This is a genomic window from Marinobacter sp. bablab_jr003 (assembly GCF_016464245.1).
In the GTDB taxonomy this organism is placed as follows: Bacteria; Pseudomonadota; Gammaproteobacteria; order Pseudomonadales; family Oleiphilaceae; genus Marinobacter; species Marinobacter vinifirmus.
Map to the genome: position 1 here is coordinate 140,882 of NZ_JADARC010000037.1, position 19,786 is coordinate 160,667.

General features: G+C 60.2%; 14 protein-coding genes. 11 read left to right on the forward strand and 3 right to left on the reverse strand.

Annotation, left to right across the window (positions count from 1 at the left end):
• The first annotated feature begins 28 nt into the window (after positions 1–28).
• The 7 genes from relA to H3Z84_RS03600 all read left to right on the forward strand — a co-directional run bounded on the left by relA (position 29) and on the right by H3Z84_RS03600 (position 9,614).
• On the forward strand, positions 29–2,266 hold the full coding sequence (relA, locus tag H3Z84_RS03570; RefSeq protein ID WP_199456326.1) for a GTP diphosphokinase: 2,238 nt from the start codon (positions 29–31) through the stop codon (positions 2,264–2,266).
• The gene (gene mazG, locus H3Z84_RS03575; RefSeq protein WP_199456328.1) at positions 2,263–3,108 is read left to right on the forward strand and encodes a nucleoside triphosphate pyrophosphohydrolase; all 846 of its coding nucleotides are present in this window, start codon (positions 2,263–2,265) and stop codon (positions 3,106–3,108) included. Before relA ends, mazG begins: the two co-directional genes overlap by 4 nt.
• Before the next feature lie 81 nt (positions 3,109–3,189).
• The gene (gene ppc, locus H3Z84_RS03580) at positions 3,190–5,835 is read left to right on the forward strand and encodes a phosphoenolpyruvate carboxylase (RefSeq protein WP_199456330.1); all 2,646 of its coding nucleotides are present in this window, start codon (positions 3,190–3,192) and stop codon (positions 5,833–5,835) included.
• A gap of 13 nt (positions 5,836–5,848) precedes the next feature.
• On the forward strand, positions 5,849–7,231 hold the full coding sequence (locus H3Z84_RS03585; protein ID WP_228285690.1) for an HDOD domain-containing protein: 1,383 nt from the start codon (positions 5,849–5,851) through the stop codon (positions 7,229–7,231).
• Positions 7,232–7,423: 192 nt separating this feature from the next.
• Positions 7,424–8,077 carry an adenylate kinase gene (adk, locus tag H3Z84_RS03590; RefSeq protein ID WP_022988866.1) on the forward strand — a complete coding sequence of 218 codons (654 nt, stop codon included), beginning with the start codon at positions 7,424–7,426 and terminating at the stop codon, positions 8,075–8,077.
• Between the two features lie 36 nt (positions 8,078–8,113).
• On the forward strand, positions 8,114–8,815 hold the full coding sequence (tsaB, locus tag H3Z84_RS03595; protein ID WP_058340280.1) for a tRNA (adenosine(37)-N6)-threonylcarbamoyltransferase complex dimerization subunit type 1 TsaB: 702 nt from the start codon (positions 8,114–8,116) through the stop codon (positions 8,813–8,815).
• On the forward strand, positions 8,778–9,614 hold the full coding sequence (locus H3Z84_RS03600; protein ID WP_199456332.1) for a class I SAM-dependent methyltransferase: 837 nt from the start codon (positions 8,778–8,780) through the stop codon (positions 9,612–9,614). Before tsaB ends, H3Z84_RS03600 begins: the two co-directional genes overlap by 38 nt.
• Positions 9,615–9,639: 25 nt before the next feature.
• Here H3Z84_RS03600 and plsB read toward each other — a convergent pair whose 3' ends face one another.
• A complete protein-coding gene (gene plsB / locus H3Z84_RS03605; RefSeq protein ID WP_022988863.1) occupies positions 9,640–12,111 on the reverse strand; it encodes a glycerol-3-phosphate 1-O-acyltransferase PlsB in 2,472 nt (823 codons plus the stop codon).
• A 142-nt stretch (positions 12,112–12,253) separates the two neighbouring features.
• Between plsB and nudC the strand changes: the two genes are divergently transcribed.
• Together nudC and murI are read left to right on the forward strand one after the other, a co-directional pair.
• A complete protein-coding gene (gene nudC / locus H3Z84_RS03610; RefSeq protein ID WP_199456334.1) occupies positions 12,254–13,078 on the forward strand; it encodes an NAD(+) diphosphatase in 825 nt (274 codons plus the stop codon).
• Positions 13,079–13,080: 2 nt separating this feature from the next.
• A complete protein-coding gene (gene murI, locus H3Z84_RS03615) occupies positions 13,081–13,926 on the forward strand; it encodes a glutamate racemase (protein WP_199456336.1) in 846 nt (281 codons plus the stop codon).
• Here the strand turns inward: murI and H3Z84_RS03620 are convergent.
• Positions 13,904–14,911, reverse strand: coding sequence for a DUF2156 domain-containing protein (locus H3Z84_RS03620; protein WP_094624692.1), 1,008 nt, complete (start codon positions 14,909–14,911; stop codon positions 13,904–13,906). The two genes, murI and H3Z84_RS03620, sit on opposite strands and share 23 nt — an antisense overlap.
• Before the next feature lie 50 nt (positions 14,912–14,961).
• A complete protein-coding gene (locus tag H3Z84_RS03625) occupies positions 14,962–15,615 on the reverse strand; it encodes a class I SAM-dependent methyltransferase (protein WP_058340275.1) in 654 nt (217 codons plus the stop codon).
• A gap of 461 nt (positions 15,616–16,076) precedes the next feature.
• Here H3Z84_RS03625 and H3Z84_RS03630 point away from each other — a divergent pair, with 461 nt between their 5' ends.
• Both H3Z84_RS03630 and acs read left to right on the forward strand, forming a co-directional pair.
• On the forward strand, positions 16,077–17,615 hold the full coding sequence (locus H3Z84_RS03630; protein WP_199456337.1) for a fatty acyl-CoA reductase: 1,539 nt from the start codon (positions 16,077–16,079) through the stop codon (positions 17,613–17,615).
• 207 nt (positions 17,616–17,822) lie between these two features.
• Positions 17,823–19,772 carry an acetate--CoA ligase gene (acs, locus tag H3Z84_RS03635; protein ID WP_199456338.1) on the forward strand — a complete coding sequence of 650 codons (1,950 nt, stop codon included), beginning with the start codon at positions 17,823–17,825 and terminating at the stop codon, positions 19,770–19,772.
• Positions 19,773–19,786: the final 14 nt, after the last annotated feature.

Here is a 19,786-nt window from a genome sequence, read left to right on the forward strand (position 1 = left end):
CCGGAAATTTATCAGGTAAGTTATTGCTATGGTTAAAGTTAGGGAAGAGTACGGGGTAACCGGCGACGGTGAAGTGGATCTTGACCGTTGGGTTCAGCACATTGCCGAGCTGACGCACCTGGATAAGCCGGACCAGCTGCGACTGGCCTGCGAGAAAGCGGCCCTGATTGCACTGCAGGCGTTTCGCGAGGACCGGCTGTGGACGCCCGGCTCCAGCAGCTTCCGAACCGGGCTGGAGATGGCCCAGGTGCTGGCGGAACTGCACCTGGACCAGGCCAGCCTGGTGGCTGCCGTACTCTATCGGGCCGTTCGGGAAGAGCGGGTCGCCCTGGAAGAAATCCGAAAGGAATTCGGTGACGAAGTAGCCGGGCTGATCAACGGCGTGCAGCAGATGGCGGCGATCTCGTCGGTTCACCATCCGCTCAAGGGCAACGTGCTGGGCCAGAGTGAAGGCCAGCTGGACAACGTGCGCAAGATGCTGGTCACCATGATCGACGACGTGCGGGTGGCCCTGATCAAGCTGGCGGAGCGAACCTGCGCCATCCGGGCGGTGAAAGACGCCCCGGAAGAAAAACGTATGCGGGTGGCCCGGGAGGTGTTCGACATCTACGCGCCGCTGGCCCACCGGCTGGGTATCGGCCATATCAAGTGGGAACTGGAAGACCTCTCTTTCCGCTACCTGCATGCTTCCGCCTACAAGAAAATCGCCAAGCTGCTGGATGAAAAACGGCTTGACCGCGAAGGCTATATCCGCCGGGTGATCGATACCCTGCAGACCGAGCTGAAGGCCTCCGGCATCAAGGGCGACCTCAGTGGCCGGGCCAAGCACATCTACAGCATCTGGCGCAAAATGCGCCGTAAGGGCATTGATTTCTCCCAGGTATACGATGTTCGGGCGGTGCGGATTCTGGTGCCGGAAGTGCGGGATTGCTACGCCGCACTGGGTATCGTGCATACCCTGTGGCGGCACATCCCCAACGAGTTTGATGACTACATCGCCAACCCCAAGGAAAACGGTTACCAGTCCCTGCATACGGCGGTGATCGGCCCCGAGGGCAAGGTGATGGAAGTACAGATCCGTACCCATGCCATGCATGAAGATGCCGAACTGGGTGTTTGTGCCCACTGGCTGTACAAGGGTACCGACAAGAACAACAAGTCCTCCGGCTACGATGCCAAGATCAACTGGCTGCGCCAGGTACTCGAGTGGCAGGAAGAGCTGGGTGACTTGTCCGGGCTGGCAGACCACCTGAAATCCGATGTCGCCTCCGACCGGGTGTATGTGTTTACCCCCGAAGGCCATGTGGTGGACCTGCCCCAGGGCGCCACGCCGGTGGACTTCGCCTATCGCGTACATACCGAAATCGGCCATGCCTGCCGGGGCGCCCGGGTGAACAGCCGGATTGTGCCGCTGACCTACCCGCTGAAAACCGGCGACCAGGTGTTTATCCTGACCTCCAACAACCCGGCACCAAGCCGGGACTGGCTGAACCCGAGCCTGGGCTATATCCAGACCTCCCGTGCCCGGGCCAAGGTCACCCACTGGTTCAAACAGCAGGACCGGGACCGCAACATTGCGGATGGCCGGGCAATCCTGGAAGACGAATTCAAACGGCTGTCGATCTATGACGTGGATTTGACGGACCTGGCCAGGAAGGTCAACTACCACTCCACCGAAGACATGTTTGCAGCCGTTGGCGCCGGTGATTTGCGCCCCACCCACGTGGCCAACGTCGCCCAGCAGATGCTGGAGCCGAGAACCGAGCAGCTGGATCTCAAACTCACCGGCAACCGCAAAAAAGCCTACGACACCGAATCGGATATCCAGATTCTGGGTGTGGGCAAGCTGAAAACCCAGGTGGCCAAGTGCTGCAAGCCGCTGCCGGGTGACCCGATTGGTGGCTACATTACGGTGGGCCGGGGCGTTACCGTGCACCGTCAGGACTGCATGACTTTCCTGAACCTGAAGGAATTCGAACCCAACCGGATCATCGAAGTGAACTGGGGTGGCCAGCCGGTAGCGGTGTATCCGGTGGATATCGAGATCGAGGCCTACGACCGGTCAGGATTGCTGCGGGATATCACCCAGGTGCTGTCGGCGTCCAAGAGTGATGTCATGTCGCTGCATACCCAGACCAATAAAGACGAGAACACCGCGACCATGCTGGTGACGGTGGAAATCTCCAGCCTGGAACAGTTGGCGCGGTTGCTGGCGCAGATCCGCAACCTGCCGAACATCATCGACGTAAGGCGAAAGCGCGGATGAGCTATTCCATCGACGACCTGAAAACCCTGATGGCGCGCCTGCGGGAGCCGGACACCGGTTGCCCGTGGGATACGAAGCAGACCTTCGCCAGCATCGTGCCCCATACCATCGAGGAAGCCTACGAGGTGGCCGATGCCATCGAGCAGGGCGATTACCCCCATGTGAAAGACGAGCTGGGGGATCTGCTGTTCCAGGTGATCTTCTACGCCCGGATGGGGCAGGAAGAAGGTCACTTTGATTTCGATGGCATTGTCGACAACCTGGTGCGCAAACTGATCCGCCGGCATCCCCATGTGTTTCCGGAAGGTACCCTGGAAAGCCGGATAGACCCGGACAACCGGCCCACGGAAGCCTGGATCAAGGAAAGCTGGGAGCGCATCAAGGCGGAAGAGCGGGCGCAGAAGCCTGCGCCGGATGCCGATGCGCTGGTCAGCCGCCTTGACGGCATCGCCCGCACGCTTCCGGCCATGGCCCGGGCCGAGAAGTTGCAGCGCCGCGCTGCCCGCCACGGCTTTGACTGGCCGGATATCGGCCCGGTGTTCGACAAGCTGCACGAAGAAATCGATGAGCTGAAGGAAGCCTGGCAGGCCGCCGAAGACGGCACCGGCGAGCGGGATGCGGTGGAAGACGAGCTGGGCGACCTGCTGTTTGTGTGCGTGAACCTGGCCCGGTTCATGAAAGTGAATCCGGAGCAGGCGCTCAAGCGCACCAATCGCAAATTCGAAATGCGCTTCCGGGCCATTGAGGAGATCCTGGCCGCCGAGGGGCGTGACATGGACGAAGAAAGCCTGGAGGCGCTGGATGCCATCTGGCAGCGGGTCAAGGGCGTGGAAAAAGGGTAACCCCAAGGCCTGATAGACTTTCCCGGGTAATCCTTAGTATCGTAACTCTCTCCTGATTACGCCCTACAGAAGGAACCCGCTGTGACAGAACTGCATCCCGATCTGCGAGAGAACGTACGTTTACTGGGTGAATTGCTCGGCCAGAGCATTCTGCAGCATCCGGGGCAGGAGTGCTTCGACCTGATCGAGGAAATCCGGGCGGCGGCGAAAGCCGATCGCCGCCAGGAGAGCGGTTCCGGCCAGCGGCTTGAAACCCTGCTGCGCCAGCTCAGCGATAACGAATTGCTGCCGGTTACCCGGGCTTTCAACCAGTTTCTCAACCTGGCCAACCTGGCCGAACAGTATCACGGTATTCGGCGCAAGCAGGGGCACCCGTCTGACCTGATGGTGGAATCCCTGAGCGAAGTTTTTGACCGGCTGAAATCCGGCGGCGTTGACCCGGAAGAACTGCATCGCCGTGTGGCCGACCTGCGTATTGAATTTGTGCTTACCGCACACCCCACCGAAGTGGCCCGCCGTACCCTGATCCTGAAATACGATGAAATGTCAGACTGCCTGGCCCGGCTGGACCATGACGACCTGATGCCGGCGGAGCGGGGTGAAGTCACCGACCGCCTGTCGCAGCTGATCGCCGAAGCCTGGCATACCGACGAAATCCGCCACGAGCGGCCCACCGCGGTAGACGAGGCCAAGTGGGGGTTTGCGGTGATTGAAAACAGCCTGTGGCAGGCGCTGCCGAAGTTTCTGCGCAGCCTGGATGCTTCCCTGGAGGATGCCACCGGCAAGGGGCTGCCGTTGCAGGCGACACCGGTGCAGATTGCCTCCTGGATGGGCGGCGACCGGGATGGCAACCCCAACGTCACCCACGATGTGACCCGGCAGGTATTTCTGCTTGGCCGCTGGATGGCGGCCGACCTGTACCTGCGTGACATCCAGGCCCTGCGGGCGGAACTTTCGATGTGGCAGGCCAGTGATGAATTGCAGGCAGTCACCGGTGATTCCCGGGAGCCATACCGCCAGGTGCTGGCACAGTTACGGGACCGGCTGATCCGTACCCGGGACTGGGCCGAGGCCAGCGTCAAAGGCGAACCGGCCGACAGAACTGACATCCTGTTCGAAAACGAAGACCTGACCGCACCGCTGGAGCTGTGTTACCGCTCGCTGGTGCAATGCGGCCTTGAACACATCGCCAACGGGCCGCTGCTGGACACCATTCGCAGGGCCCACACCTTCGGGCTGCCGCTGATCCGGCTGGATATCCGCCAGGAAGCCACCCGCCATGCCGAAGCCGTCGCGGAAATGGTAGAGTATCTGGGGCTGGGTGATTACTCGTCCTGGCCGGAGCAGCAGCGCCAGGAGTTCCTGTTGCGTGAACTGCAGGGCCGTCGGCCGCTGGTGCCCAGAAACTGGGAACCCTCCGAGCCCGTCAGGGAAGTGCTTGCAACCTGTGAAGTCGTGGCACAACAAACCCCGGAAGCGCTGGGCTCTTATGTGATTTCCATGGCCAGCACGCCGTCGGATGTGCTGAGTGTGATCCTGCTGCTGCGGGAAGCCGGCATGAAGTTCCCGATGCGGGTCGTGCCGCTGTTCGAAACCCTGAGCGATCTGCAGGGCGCGCCGGACAGCATGGCCGCCCTGTACGAGGTGGACTGGTATCGCGAATACTGTCAGGGCCGTCAGGAAGTGATGATCGGCTACTCGGATTCGTCCAAGGACGCAGGCCAGCTGATGGCCGCCTGGGCCCAGTACCAGGCCCAGGAGAAGCTGACCCGGGTGGCTGGCCAGTATGGCGTGCACCTGACCCTGTTCCATGGCCGCGGCGGTACGGTAGGCCGGGGTGGAGGTCCTGCCAACCGGGCGATCCTGTCCCAGCCCCCGGGGTCAGTAAACGGCAGTTTTCGGATTACCGAGCAGGGCGAGATGATCCGCTTCAAGTTCGGCCTGCCTCGGCTGGCGGTGCAGAGCCTGACCCTGTACACCACGGCGGTTATCGAGGCCACCCTGGCGCCGCCACCGGAGCCGGAAGACAGCTGGCGCGAAACCATGGACTGGCTGACTGAAAGGTCCCTGAAGGCCTATCGGGATGTGGTTCGGGAGAATCCGGATTTTGTGCCTTATTTCCGCCAGGTAACGCCGGAAACCGCCCTGGGCAAACTGGCCCTGGGCAGTCGCCCGGCCCGGCGCAAGCCCACGGGTGGCGTGGAAAGCCTGCGGGCAATTCCATGGATCTTTGCCTGGACCCAGATGCGCCTGATGCTGCCGAGCTGGCTGGGCAGCGATGTGGCCCTTGAAGAGGCAGCACAGGCGGATCGCCTGCCGGAACTTCGGGAAATGATGCGTGGCTGGCCGTTCTTCCGCACCTACGTGGATATGCTCGAGATGGTGCTGGCCAAGGCCGACCTGCGCATTGCCAGCTATTACGAACAGACCCTGGTGGAAGACGACAAGCTCAAGGCATTGGGCGCCAGCCTTCGGGAACGGCTGACCGGATGCATTGCGCGCTTGCTGGAGCTCAAGGAGCAGCAGGATCTGCTGGAAGGCGAGCCGGTGTTTGCCCACTCCATGAAAGTGCGCAACCCCTACACAGATCCACTGCACTACCTGCAGGCGGAACTGCTGCGCCGTGACCGGGAAAGCGAAGACAAAGGCGAGGTGCCGGAGATGGTCGAGCGGGCCCTGAAAGTCACCATGGCCGGTATTGCTGCCGGCATGCGTAACACGGGCTGATGCCGGGGAGACAATGCGTTTGAACGTATCCGAGCGACTGGAACAATACTTCGCCCGCCGTGGGCTGGCCTGGACACCGGTGGATATTGCGCCGGTTACCAACCTGGATGAGGCGATCAAGGCGTCCGGGCAGGCGGCTGACTTTGCCGTGGCCACGGTACTGATCGATGTAAGCGGCCTGTTGATGGTGGTGCACCGGGCCGGAAATCCGCCTTCGCTTGCGCAGCTGCGCAAAGTCACGGGCCGGCCCTTGCAGCAGCTGGAGCCTTTGCAGGCCGCCAGCTTCTTTGACGATTGCCATCCCGGCTTTATTCCGCCGGTGGGCGCGGCCTGGGACCTGGACGTGCTGGTGGATGAAGACATCTACGGTGCCCGGCAAGTGTGTTTTACCTCGGGTAGTGAGCAGGTTCTGATACAGATGGCTGGCGAGGAATTCCAGCGTGCCCTGGGCAACGCCCGGAGAATGGATTTCACCGGTAATGAAGCGGGTAACGGCGGCGATGATGAAGCCGGTGCCACCCCGACCCTGAACAAGGTGGCAGACCGCCTGAAAGGCCTTACCCGGCTGCCGCCCATGCCGGCGCTGGCCGGCCGGATGGCGGAACTGGCACAAGACCCGGAGCAGCACGGCGATGAACTGGCGAACCTGGTCGGTATCGACCCGGGCCTGGCGGCCCAGGTACTGAGGTACGCCCGTTCCGGATTGTTCGGGCAGACCCGCCAGAACGGATCGCTGGCGGAGGCGATAGAATTGCTGGGGGCGGACCGCCTGGCCCATGTGGCCCGCGGTGCAGCCGGTGTGCGTTCGTTCAGGGTTGCCCGGGACGGCGCGCTGGGCATCAACAGCCTGTGGCGCCACTCCCTGTACTGTGCGTTTATGTGCCGTGCACTGGCGGAGCGGCTGGAGCTTGACCAGGATATGGCCTACCTGTGCGGCCTGCTCCACAACTTCGGTTTGCTGCTGATTGCCTGGCTGTATCCGTCCGAATTCCGTGAATTGCAGGCGCTGCGGGAAATCAATCCGGAAAGCGACATGCGTTCGCTGGAGCGTGAAGTGTTTGGCTCCGGCGAGGGCGGCGACACCGTACCCATGGGACATGCGACCCTGGGCGGATTGCTGTACCGCTTATGGCAGTTACCGGAGCCGGTCATCAAGGCCGCAGGCCTGCACCAGAGCCCGGACTATCAGGGCGCTGATGAAGACTACGTGCGGATGGTTTTACTGGCCAACGGCCTGCTGAAAAAGCGCGGGATCGGCGACGAGCTCAGCCCGGATGATATACCGGCACTGACCGATGCCCTTGGCCTGGGGTCGGTGGCACTGGAAGAAGTGCAGCAGGAAATCAGCAGTCTGTCGGCGGATCTGGACGCCCTGATAACCCCCCTCGAACCTTGAGTTCAGTCAGTTACTCATCCAATGATACGGAGGTCGACTTTCTATGCGGGGTCTGACTTCGTATAATGCGGCCTCGATTCTGGGCAGGTGTGCCATTAACCCACTGGAATCCTGTTGAGAGGTTGCCGCAAAGGCAGGGGTCTTTGCCGCAGTTTTTCAAACGATAATATAAGACAACGGGAGCACAACGTTATGCGAATCATTATGTTAGGCGCGCCAGGCGCGGGTAAGGGTACCCAGGCCCAGTTTATTACCGAGCGTTTCGAGATCCCCCAGATCTCCACCGGTGACATGCTGCGGGCCGCGGTCAAAGCCGAGTCCGAGCTGGGCAAGCAGGTAAAGGAAGTCATGGCTTCCGGCGGCCTGGTATCTGACGACATCATCATCGCGCTGATCGAAGAGCGCATCCAGCAGCCGGACTGCAAGAACGGCTTCCTGCTGGACGGTTTCCCGCGCACTATTCCCCAGGCCGAAGCGCTCAAGGAACAGGGCATTGCCATTGATTACGTGGTCGAGATTGCCGTAGCAGACGAAGAAATTGTCAGCCGCCTGTCTGGCCGTCGTGTGCACGAAGGCAGTGGTCGCATCTATCACGTGAAATACGATCCGCCCAAGGTAGAAGGCAAAGACGACGAAACCGGCGAGCCGCTGGTTCAGCGTGAAGACGACAAGGAAGAAACTGTACGCAAGCGCCTGGGTATCTACCACGACCAGACCGCTCCGCTGATCGGTTTCTACCAGGACTGGGCCGGTAAGGCGCCGTCTGAAGCACCCAAGTACGTGCGCGTAGAAGGTGTTGGCAGCCTGGACAGCATTCGCGACCAGATCCTGTCCCAACTCAAGTAATATCAAGGCCGGAGCGGCCCCGGAGGCACTGATTCTGTGAAGTTACTGGCACTGGATACGTCTTCCGAAGGCTGCTCCGCCGCGCTCTGGCTGGATGGCCATATTACCGAGCGCTTTGAAGTGGCCCCCCGGGGCCACACCCGTCTTCTGATGCCCATGGTGCGCGAGTTGCTCGCGGAGCAGGGGCTCACTCCTTCTGGCCTGGATGCCCTGGCGTTTGCCCGGGGGCCGGGCTCTTTCACCGGCTTACGCATTGCCACCGGCGTGGTTCAGGGCCTGGCCTGGGGGCTGGATATCCCTGTGGTGCCGGTATCTTCCCTGGCTGCTGTTGCGCTGCAAGCGATCGACAAGCATCAATTGCCCGAAGGGGCCTGCGTAGCCGTAGCTTTCGACGCCCGCATGGGTGAAGTCTACTGGGGCACTTTCCAGTGCCGTGACGGCCTGCCGGTGTTGCTGGCAGACGAGCGGGTATGCCCGCCATCGGCAGTCAGCCTGCCGGATGTCAGTGCAGATCGCTGGATCGGTGTTGGTTCCGGCTGGGCCTTCGCCGGTGACATGCCTGCGGATGTAGCGGAAACCGTCGCTGTGGTTGATGACACCCTGGTACCCCGGGCCTGTGAAGTTGTCCGGTTGGCGGAACAGGGCTACCGCCAGGGTGAGGCGGTGCCGGCGGAGCAGGCCCAGCCGGTTTATATCCGCGATGAAGTCGCCTGGAAAAAGCTGCCAGGCCGTGACTGAGCCTTCCGTGCCAGGCACCCTTGCGGTGGCCTGCAGCCCGCTGGGTGACCAGCACCAGGCCCGAGCGCTGGCTGAGGAGCTGGCACTGCCCTGGTTGGGCGTCGTCAAGCCGCAACAGGTTCGTGATTACTCCATTCTTCTGTATTCCGACGACCAGGGCCTGGCCCTGCAGATCACCGGTAAAGGTGCGCCTGGCCCGGTACGGGCCGAGTTTGTTACCGGTAAGATGGGTTATCGCCGGGAACACGGTGGCGGTACGGGCCAGCTGGTCGCCAGGGCAGTGGGCTTGCAGAAGACCCGCGCAGGTTTACACGTTCTGGATGCCACGGCCGGGTTGGGGCAGGACGCCTTTGTGCTGGCTGGCCTTGGCTGCCGCGTCACCTTGCTGGAGCGAAACCCGGTGATCCATGCCTTGCTGGCCGATGGGCTGGCCCGGGCTGCGTTGAATCCGGACTGTGCGCCAGTGGTGGCCAGGATGACCCTGGAAGCCGGCAGCTCCATTGACTGGTTGGTGAAGGCTGACCCGGAATCGGTGGATGTGGTGTACCTGGATCCGATGTTCCCGCATCGGGACAAGTCGGCCCTGGTGAAAAAAGAAATGCAGGTGTTCCGGCAGGTGGTGGGCGACGACGATGATTCAGCTCAATTACTGCAAGCGGCACTGAAGGCTGCCCGTTACCGGGTGGTGGTCAAACGCCCCCGCAAGGCACCGGCCGTAGAAGGTCCGGAACCGGCTACCCGCATCGAAGGCAAGAGCAGCCGCTACGATATCTATTCCCTGAAAGCCCTGCCGGCCTGAGGCTGACCCAAACCGGCAACAGGCTTCAGGCATCCAGCATGGTGACCTGCTGGATGGCCTGGCGTTTCTCTACACTCAACACCAGACGAGCATCCTCGGCCACCTCATCTAGGCCTTCGCCATAACACAGCAGGCCGTTGTCGTCGGTGGTCAGAACTCCTTCCTTCTGCATGTTGGCAATGAAGTTCCGGAACAGGGTCTTGTCGAAGAATTCCGGGGCATTCAGCCCGAACAGGATAGACATCCGCTCGGCCAGCAGGGTGCTCTGCTCCTCCAGTTCAGCGGCGGTCAGCTTGCCGGAACCGTATTTGCGCAGAATGCCCAGGGCAATGTGGTAACGCTCCAGGGTCTGGATAATAAACCGGGACAAAATACGCGCCCGCAGCATGGCTTCTGTGCCTTCTTCCGGCCGGCTCAGGCGTTCGTCATCCAGGGTCACCAGCAGGCCTTGGTCAACCAGCACATCAATCCAGTCGTTAATGACGGATTCGATCTCGTCCTGCGAGTATTTCAGGAACAGTTCTGATTGCAGGTAGGGGTAGGCCACGCTGGCCAGGAAGACGATTTTGTCACGGCGCAGGCTGGACTTGTTTTCGAACAGGCTGACAACCAGTGCCGGCAGGGCAAACAGGTGCTGGATGTTATTGCGGTAGTAGGTCATCAGGGTGGCGTTGGAGCCTTCCAGGCCGATGATGTCCCCCAGCTTCTGTGGCTGGCGGGACACCAGCCCCATGCTTTCACAGTAGGCCACCCAGTCCTTGCCGCTGCCCTCGGGCAGGGTCACGGTGCCGGCGTAGGGCCGGGCTTTCAGCAGGCTCGCGTACTGGTCCAGCAGCCGGATCAGCTGGCCTTCGTCCATGGCCAGGCGCTCGGTGCCCAGCAGCACGGTGGCGGTCATGCCAATGGGGTTCACCGCAACCGAGGCGTTGATGTTGCTGGCAACCCGCTGGGCCAGGGCGTCGACGGCATCCGGCAGCCAGGATGGCCTGAACTCCGCATCGTAGGCCTCTTCGCGCCAGCTGTCGTGTACGTTGTCCAGAACCTCGGCTAACGGAATCGGGTCGCCGAAGTTGACCGCTACCCGGCCAAAGGAGTTGGTGAGCTTGCGGGCGGTCTTGGCGAGCCCGAATACGCTTTCCTTCTGCTTTTTCTTGCCCCGTAGTTCGCCCAGGTAAGACCGGCCTTCCATCACTTTCTCGTAACCGATATACACCGGTACAAAGACAATCGGCTTTCGGTGATCCCGCAGGAAGCTGCGCACCGTCATCGACAGCATGCCGGGCCGTGGAGCCAGCATGCGGCCGGTACGGGAGCGGCCGCCCTCCACGAAGTATTCCACTGAGTAACCCCGGGTGAACATCACGTGCATGTATTCGTTGAACACGGTGGCGTACAGGGGGTTGTCACGGAAACTGCGGCGCATGAAGAAGGCACCGCCACGGCGCAGGATCGGCCCGACAACGGGCATGTTCAGGTTGATGCCGGCAGCAATGTGCGGCGGCATCAGGCCGTTCTTGTACAGCACGTAGGACAGCAGCAGGTAGTCGATGTGGGAGCGGTGGCAGGGCACATAGACCACGGCATTGTCCTGTGCCGTTTCCTTGGCCACCTTGATGTTGTTGATGGCAATACCGTTGTAGATCCGGTTCCACAACCAGGCCAGCACCAGTTCCAGGAAGCGTATGGTGACAATGGACATGCTGGCGGCGATTTCGTCGGCGTACTTGTAGGCCTTGGCCCGGACTTTCTCCGGGGGAATATCGTCCTTGGCGGCGGTTTCGCGAATGGCTTCTTTTACCGCCTGGGTGCGTACCAGGCCTTCCACCAATGTGCGGCGGTGGGACAGGTCTGGCCCCAGTACCGCCTGGCGTACCCGACGGAAATGGGTGCGCAGCAGGCGCGCCAGTTTGCGGTTGGCTTTCTGCTCGTTATCCCGGTATTCCTCAACCACCTGGTTGAGTGACAGCGGCTGGTTGAACTGCACGTAGGTGTTGCGCCCGTGCACCAGGATAATCAGGAACTTCTGTAAACGGCCGGCGACAGACCAGGTGTCAGACAGCAGCAACTTCACCAGGGATTTTTCCTTGTCCGGAGAGCGACCCCAGAACAGGGAAACCGGAACAATCTGTACGTCCTGCTCGGGGTGTTCCAGCCCGAATCGGACCAGGTCACCGAATTCCCTGGTGGGAACGGGCTTGTGCCGGCCGCCGCGGAACAGGCCGCCAATCCGCTTGTACAGAAAGAAAAACGAATGGGATGGCCCGTTCTTGACGGGCAGGACCGGCGTGGCACCGGGCAGCCGGGCCTGGATGACTTCCTGCTCCAGCACCAGTCGGCTGGAAAGCGAGCTGTATTGCAGCACATAGCACACCGGCTTCTGCGGATCGAGGCCGAGGGCTTCAAGGGTGTTGCCGCTGACATCCGTCCTGACCCAAAGGAACAGGATCTTGCGGAAAAGAGACAGGATCAGGCTGCGAATACCCTGATAAAGTCGCATAAGGTGCTACTCCGGTGCTGGAAACAGGCGCCAAGTTTAACGGGTTGGAGCGGGGCCGGAAAGCGCTATGCCGATTCTGGCCGGTGAATGTGATGTGGTACATTGCCACGGAACGTAATCGCTGCAGGTACAAGGCAAGGGTATGGTCGATCAAAATATGCAATGGGTACCGGGTTGGTCTGAACAGGGGCCGGAGCCGGGGGACCTGTTACTGGCGTTTGCCGGCAACAGCATTCTCAAACCCGGTGACGGCTGGTTTCTGACCTGGGGCGGCCCGGAAATGGGTGACAGCCGGCCGGAAGCCTTGGCGCTGGGCACCGTCGGCGGCCGCAGGTTATATGTGACGGCATTGCCCGACACCGGCCTGCCCGGGCTGGAAACCCTGAGCCTGCGCGAGGCCATGTTGCATACGCCTGATGCCCCTTCCGAACTGCTCAGTACCGGTTTCCAGGTGTGGCAGTGGTGGCAGGACCATCGCTATTGCGGGCGCTGTGGCGAGCGCACGGGGCCGCATCCCCGGGAGCGCGCCCGTTGGTGTGGCCGGTGTAACATTCCCTGGTACCCCAGGATTGCCCCTTGCATCATTACTGTGATTCGCCGGGATGATCGTTTTCTGCTGGCCCGGTCGGCCCGGGTAACCCGAAATTTCTTCAGCCTGATTGCCGGGTTTGTCGAGCCGGGCGAAAGCCTGGAGCAGGCCGTGGCCCGGGAAGTGATGGAAGAAACCGGCCTGGAAGTGACCAATATCCGCTACCAGGCTTCCCAGCACTGGCCATTTCCTCATCAGCTGATGGTTGGCTTCCTGGCGGACTATAAAAGCGGCGAGCTGAAGCTGCAGGAAGACGAGCTGGCCGAAGCTGGCTGGTTCACGCCGGAGGAGCATCCGCCGATCCCGCCGGAAACAACCATTGCCGGCCGCCTGATCAGTGCCATGAAAAAGGAAATCGCCGGTGGGTCGGGTAACTGACCATGGCTGATGCATGTCCCAGGGTATTGGTGTTCGATTCCGGCGTGGGTGGCCTGAGTGTGGCGTCCTGCATTCACCAGGCCCTGCCGGGGGCCGAGCTTGTTTACCTGGCTGACAACGCCGGCTTCCCTTATGGCGATAAACCGGAGCAGGTGGTGATCGAGCGCAGCTGTGGCCTGATCATGGGGTGCCTGGCCCGGTGGCGCTGCGATGTCATTGTGATTGCCTGTAACACCGCCAGTACCGTGGCCTTGCCCAGCCTGCGGTCCAGAACGGACATTCCGGTGGTGGGAGTGGTGCCGGCGGTGAAGCCCGCCGCCGCCTGCAGTGAGAACCGGCGCATCGGCTTGCTGGCTACCCCGGCCACGGTGCGGCGACCTTACCTGGACGACCTGGTGCGCGAGTTTGCGGTGGATTGCCAGGTGGTTCGGTTGGGGCATCCGGGCCTGGTGCTCTGGGCCGAAGCCCTGGTGTCCGGTGCCGAGCCGCCTCAACAGGATCTGGACCAGGCCATGCAACCGCTGCGGGAAGCGGGGGTTGATACCGTGGTGCTGGGCTGTACCCATTACCCGCTGTTGCTGCCCTGGTTACGCAAAAGCCTGCCGGACGTGCGCTATTGGGTAGAGTCTGGTGAGGCGATTGCCCGAAGGGTGGCCTACTGGCTGGAGGAAGCCGGACGTTTGCCAGAGGCGGAGACACCCAGGGAGGCAGGGCTGCCGGTTGTCCGGGAAGCCTGCTTTACCGGCGAGGTAGCGCCACAGATGGGTCTGTTCCTGGCTGAGATGGGAATTCCGGTGGGGCAGGTGACTGGCCACTGGCCCGGCGTTACAGCAGCCGGGTCAGTTTGAACATGGCCAGGAACTCCAGCGCCGGAATTGCCCGCTTGTGGCAGCAGTAAGTTTTGAAGTCATCACCGCGGAAGCGTGACTTGGTGAACTCCAGCCCCTTGAAGTTATAAAGGAAGTTTCCTTTCTCGTAGACGCCGTGCAGCAGCGATTTCAGCAGCCGGCTTTCCTGGTGCTCGGTGGTTTTATCCAGCGATAGCGGGATCAGGCCCAGATCCAGGTAAGGCACGCCTTCTTCTTTGAACACGTCCATGGCATGTGCCATCAGGGTGTAAAAAATACCCTGGCGGAAATCGGCGTTGGCCCGGGAAATATTGGGCACGTAGCTGATGATTTCGTTGTTGCGATACACCGGGTCAAAGTAGATAAAGCCCACCGCCTTGTCGTCCTGGTAGGCGTAGAAGTGGCGCTCGTTCTCCCGGTACTCCATTTCCATCGGCCGGATCAGGAAACGGATTTCATTACTTTTGCACTTGCGGGTACGAATCCAGGCCTCGGAAATTTCCCGGGTGTGGTCGTCACTGAACCGTTCTTTAACGGTAATGCCGCTCTTTTCAGCCTGGTTGAGGGCAGTACGCAGAATCTGCTTCTTCTTACCGCTCAGGCTCCATTTACGGAGGTCGATCCGGGATTCGCTGCCAAACTGGGTGCCGTAGAGGCCAAAGCGCAGGTGCAGGAAATCCACCACCGGCTTGGATACCTGGATGTAGCAGGCATTTGGGAATTTCTGGTGAAAGCGTTCCAGGATGGCAGGGAAGTGTTCGGGCGCGCTGACCGGGTCAGACAAAACAAAGGTGCCGCCCCATTTGCGCATGTAGGCAATGTAGCCCATGCCGGGCACGTCAAAGTATTGCATGCCCGGTTGCAGGGTAGAGAACGACTGGGTGTGGGCTCCGTACCTTTTCAGGTAGTTAACCCGCTCGGAGAAGGAGAACTGGCCATCGGCCAGGTCCCTGACGCTGTCGAGTGCGAGAATCTGATCGGTCATGGTGAAGCTCCCGTTATCCGGTTGTTATTGTTTTGGTCGGCGGGCAGGGGTCAGGCCTGCTTTTGCCCGAGAATCGACCAGTAACAGTCCATGTTGAGAAGCTTGAACTTTTTCTTTTCCGTTACCTGCAGGCCAAGGCGCTGCATGTGTTCGGGATAGTTGTAGATTTTGTGGAAAGCGTTGTTGGCAAACAGCCAGAAGGTGAACACCGCCATATACCAGTACATTTTCTTGAACAGACGGGACAGCAGGTTTCCGGTGGGGTAGCAGAAGTCACCGACAACCACCTTGGCATCGGCCTTGCCCAGCCGGATCAGGTGTTCCAGTACTTTTACCATCATGTCTTCGTCGAAAACGTTCAGGAAAAAGTTGGCCACCACCATGTCGTATTGCTCGAATTCATCCACCTTCATGATGTCACTGTGGATGCGGCGAATGGTCAGGTTTGGTGCCTCGCTGTGCTGGGCTTCGGCAAACTTGCGCAGCATGGTTTCGGACAGGTCGACCACGGTCACGTCGGCACCCAGCTCGGCGGCGCGAATGGCATCGCGGCCATGGCCAACGCCGGCAAACAGAATGCGGTCGCCGGGTTTCACGGTTTCCACGTCCAGCATGGCGGTTTTGCAGCGGTGGATGTTCTTGCCGCTGTAGAGGTTGCTCAGAAAGTCGTAAACAGGGCCGATGTATTTATATTTGTCGCGCATATCACTGCAGCCTTCGTTCTTGTTCCCTGGGGCCGTCACCGTTTTTATGGTTTTTGATCCGGCGTAAGCCGGTGCGGTGATCGGTTGTGATGGATCGAGCTTAGAGAAGGCTGTGGTCGAAATATGTGCAGTAGGCCGCATTTCCGGATACACAAAGTAACGCTCTGCAACGCTTTGCAAACTGCGTCAATATTTATAATAAGAGTGTCAGACAATCAATAATTGAAGTGTGAATTCTGGAATAGAGCCGTGTGCCGGCAGGGTGCAGCTGCCCTGATAATGTGCAGTCTGGTTCGTCATTTTATTGTCGGTCCGGGTTGTGTAAGTTTGCAGTCTGTCACCACCCTGTCACCTGTGGTGTGCAAGAATTGAGCGATATCGTTTTCGTGGCCCGCATTATGCAGGTACCGGTTTGCTGGCATCGTTGCCGGCTACGTGAAGATCAGAGAAGGAGTTCTACCATGACAAAACGGCAGGTCAGCGGCGGTGAAGCATCGTCAAGGGTGCTGGAGCAGTTACGCGGCAAAAAAGTGCTGATTACCGGAACAACCGGTTTTCTCGGCAAGGTGGTACTGGAAAAGCTGATCCGGGCGGTTCCGGATATCGGTGGTATCTATCTGCTTATCCGCGGCAACAAGCGCCATCCGGATGCCCGCAGCCGCTTTCTGAACGAAATCGCCACATCCTCGGTGTTCGACCGCCTCCGCGAGGCAGATACCGAAGCATTCGATGCCTTCCTCGAAGACCGCATTCACTGTGTAACCGGTGAGGTCACCGAGCCCGGCTTTGGTCTGGGAGAGCCGGCCTGCCGCAAGCTGGCCATGGAGCTGGATGCGGTCATCAACTCCGCAGCCAGTGTGAATTTCCGGGAAGAACTCGACAAGGCGCTGACCATCAACACCCTGTGCCTGGAAAACATCGCACAGCTGGCCCGCATGAATCCTGCCCTGGCGGTGTTGCAGGTATCCACCTGCTATGTGAATGGCATGAACTCCGGGCAGGTGGCCGAGGCGGTGATCAAGCCGGCAGGCGAGGCTATCCCGCAATCGCCCGAAGGTTATTACGAGATTGAAGACCTGGTGCGACTGCTGCACGACAAGATCGAGGATGTCCGCTCCCGTTACACCGGTAAAGCGTTGGAAAAGAAACTGGTGGAGCTGGGCATTCGCGAGGCCAACCGCTATGGCTGGAGCGACACCTATACCTTCACCAAGTGGCTGGGCGAGCAGCTGTTGATGAAAGCACTGCAGGGGCGGAGCCTGACCATCGTGCGGCCTTCGATTATCGAAAGTGCGCTGGAGGAACCGGCGCCCGGCTGGATTGAAGGGGTCAAGGTGGCTGATGCCATCATCCTGGCCTACGCCCGCGAAAAGGTCACCCTGTTCCCCGGCAAGCGCTCCGGCATTATTGATGTTATACCGGTCGACCTGGTGGCCAACGCCATCATTATGGGGCTGGCAGAAGCCCTGGCCGAGCCGGGTGAACAGCACATCTACCAGTGCTGCAGTGGCGGTTCCAACCCGGTTACCCTGGGCCAGTTTATCGATCACCTGATGGAAGAATCGAAAACCAACTATGCCGCCTATGACCACCTGTTCTACCGCCAGCCGAGCAAGCCCTTTGTCGCCGTAAACCGGGGCCTGTTTGACCTGGTGGTGAGCGGCGTTCGCCTGCCTCTGAGCATCACAGACCGGGTGCTGAAACTGCTGGGCAACTCCCGGGACCTGAAATGGCTGCGCAACCTGGATACCACCCAGTCCCTGGCGACCATCTTCGGTTTCTATACCGCCCCGGATTATGTGTTCCGCAACGACCGTCTGCAGGACCTTGCCGAGCGGATGGGGCAGACCGACAAAGCCCTGTTTCCGGTTGATCCCAAGGCGATTGACTGGCAGCACTACCTGCGCAAAATCCACCTTGCCGGCCTGAACCGCTATGCGCTGAAAGAGCGCAAGGTCTACAGCCTGAAATCTTCCCGCCAGCGTAAAAAAGCGGCCTGAGCCGCTACCTCACCGGGCCCGGCCAGGCACCTGTCCTGGCCCGGATTACTGCCTTATGAGAATGCCATTTGGACGTTAGTCTAATTCATTGTGTAGTGGCACACATGTTGAACTACGGGTATCTGTCTTAAGAAGGACTGATAAAGTCCCACCACCCTGAATTTTGAAAACCCATAATGACAACAGACTCTTAATAGGGGGAGCACAATGACTGATAAACAGGTATATCCGGTGAGTCCGGAAGTGGCCGATCGCGCACTGGTTACCCGCGAACAGTACGAAGCCATGTATCGCCAGTCGGTAGAAGACCCGAACACCTTCTGGGGCGAGCACGGCAAGCGCCTGGACTGGATCAAGCCCTACAGCAAGGTCAAGAACAGCACCTACGACTACAACAACCTGTCCATCAAGTGGTTTGAAGACGGCGTGCTGAACGCCTCTGCCAACTGCCTGGACCGTCACCTGAAAGACCGTGCAGACCAGACCGCCATTATTTTCGAAGGCGATGATCCCTCGGTTTCCCGCAACGTCACCTACCGCGAACTGCACGAAGAAACCTGTAAGTTTGCCAACGTACTGAAAGATCAGGGCGTCAAGAAGGGTGATGTCGTCACCATCTACATGCCGATGATTGTTGAAACTGCCGTTGCCATGCTGGCCTGTGCCCGTATCGGTGCCATCCACTCGGTGGTGTTTGGTGGTTTCTCTCCGGAAGCACTGGCAGCCCGCGTTGTTAACGGCAAATCCCGCTTTGTGATCACTGCCGACGAAGGCCTGCGTGGCGGCCGTGCCATACCGCTGAAGAAAAACGTGGATGCCGCCCTCAAGCATGAGGAAGACGCCAAGGTTGAACGCGTGATTGTGGTCACCCGCACCGGCAACGACCAGGTGCCCTGGACCGAAGGCCGCGATGCCCGCTACGAAGACCTGATGAAAAACGCCTCGGCCGAGTGCGAGCCGGAGCCGATGAACGCGGAAGACCCGCTGTTCATGCTGTACACCTCCGGTTCTACCGGCGCCCCGAAAGGCGTTCTGCACACTACCGGTGGTTACATGGTGTATGCCTCCATGACCCACCAGTACGTGTTCGATTATCACGATGGCGACGTGTACTGGTGTACCGCTGACTTCGGTTGGGTAACCGGCCACAGCTACATCCTGTACGGCCCGCTGGCCAATGGCGCCATCACCCTGCTGTTTGAAGGTGTGCCCAACTACCCGGACAGCTCCCGCATGGGGCAGGTGGTGGACAAGCACCAGGTCAACATCCTGTATACCGCACCGACCGCTATCCGTGCCCTGATGGCCGAAGGCGAGTCCTGCATGAGCGGCACCAAGCGTGACAGCCTGAAGCTGCTGGGTTCTGTGGGTGAGCCCATCAACCCGGAAGCCTGGGAGTGGTATCACCGGGTTATCGGTAACAGCAAGTGCCCGATTGTGGACACCTGGTGGCAGACCGAGACCGGCGGCATCCTGATTTCCCCGCTGCCGGGCGCAGTAGACCTGAAGCCGGGCTCCGCTACCCTGCCGTTCTTTGGCGTACAGCCGGCGCTGGTGGATAACGAAGGTAACATCCTGGAAGGCAAGACCGAGGGCAACCTGGTCATCATGGACAGCTGGCCGGGCCAGATGCGCACCATCTACGGTGACCATGAGCGCTTCATCCAGACTTACTTCAGCACCTACAAAGGCATGTACTTCACCGGTGACGGTGCCCGTCGCGACGAAGACGGTTACTACTGGATTACCGGCCGTGTGGACGACGTACTGAACGTATCCGGCCACCGCCTGGGTACTGCCGAAGTTGAAAGCGCGCTGGTTGCCCACGAAAAAGTGGCCGAAGCCGCTGTGGTAGGCTATCCGCACGAGATCAAGGGGCAGGGCATCTACGTTTACGTAACCCTGGTTCAGGGCGAAGAGCCGTCTGACGAACTGAAGAAAGAACTGGTGCAGTGGGTGCGCAAGGAAATCGGCCCGATTGCCTCTCCGGACGTGATCCAGTGGGCGCCTGGACTGCCCAAGACAAGATCGGGCAAGATTATGCGCCGGATTTTGCGTAAGATTGCCGCTAATGAGCACGATCAGTTGGGTGATACTTCTACCCTGGCTGATCCGGGCGTAGTGGATGAGCTGATCGACAGCCGCGAGTTCAAATAACCCGGCCCTCGACA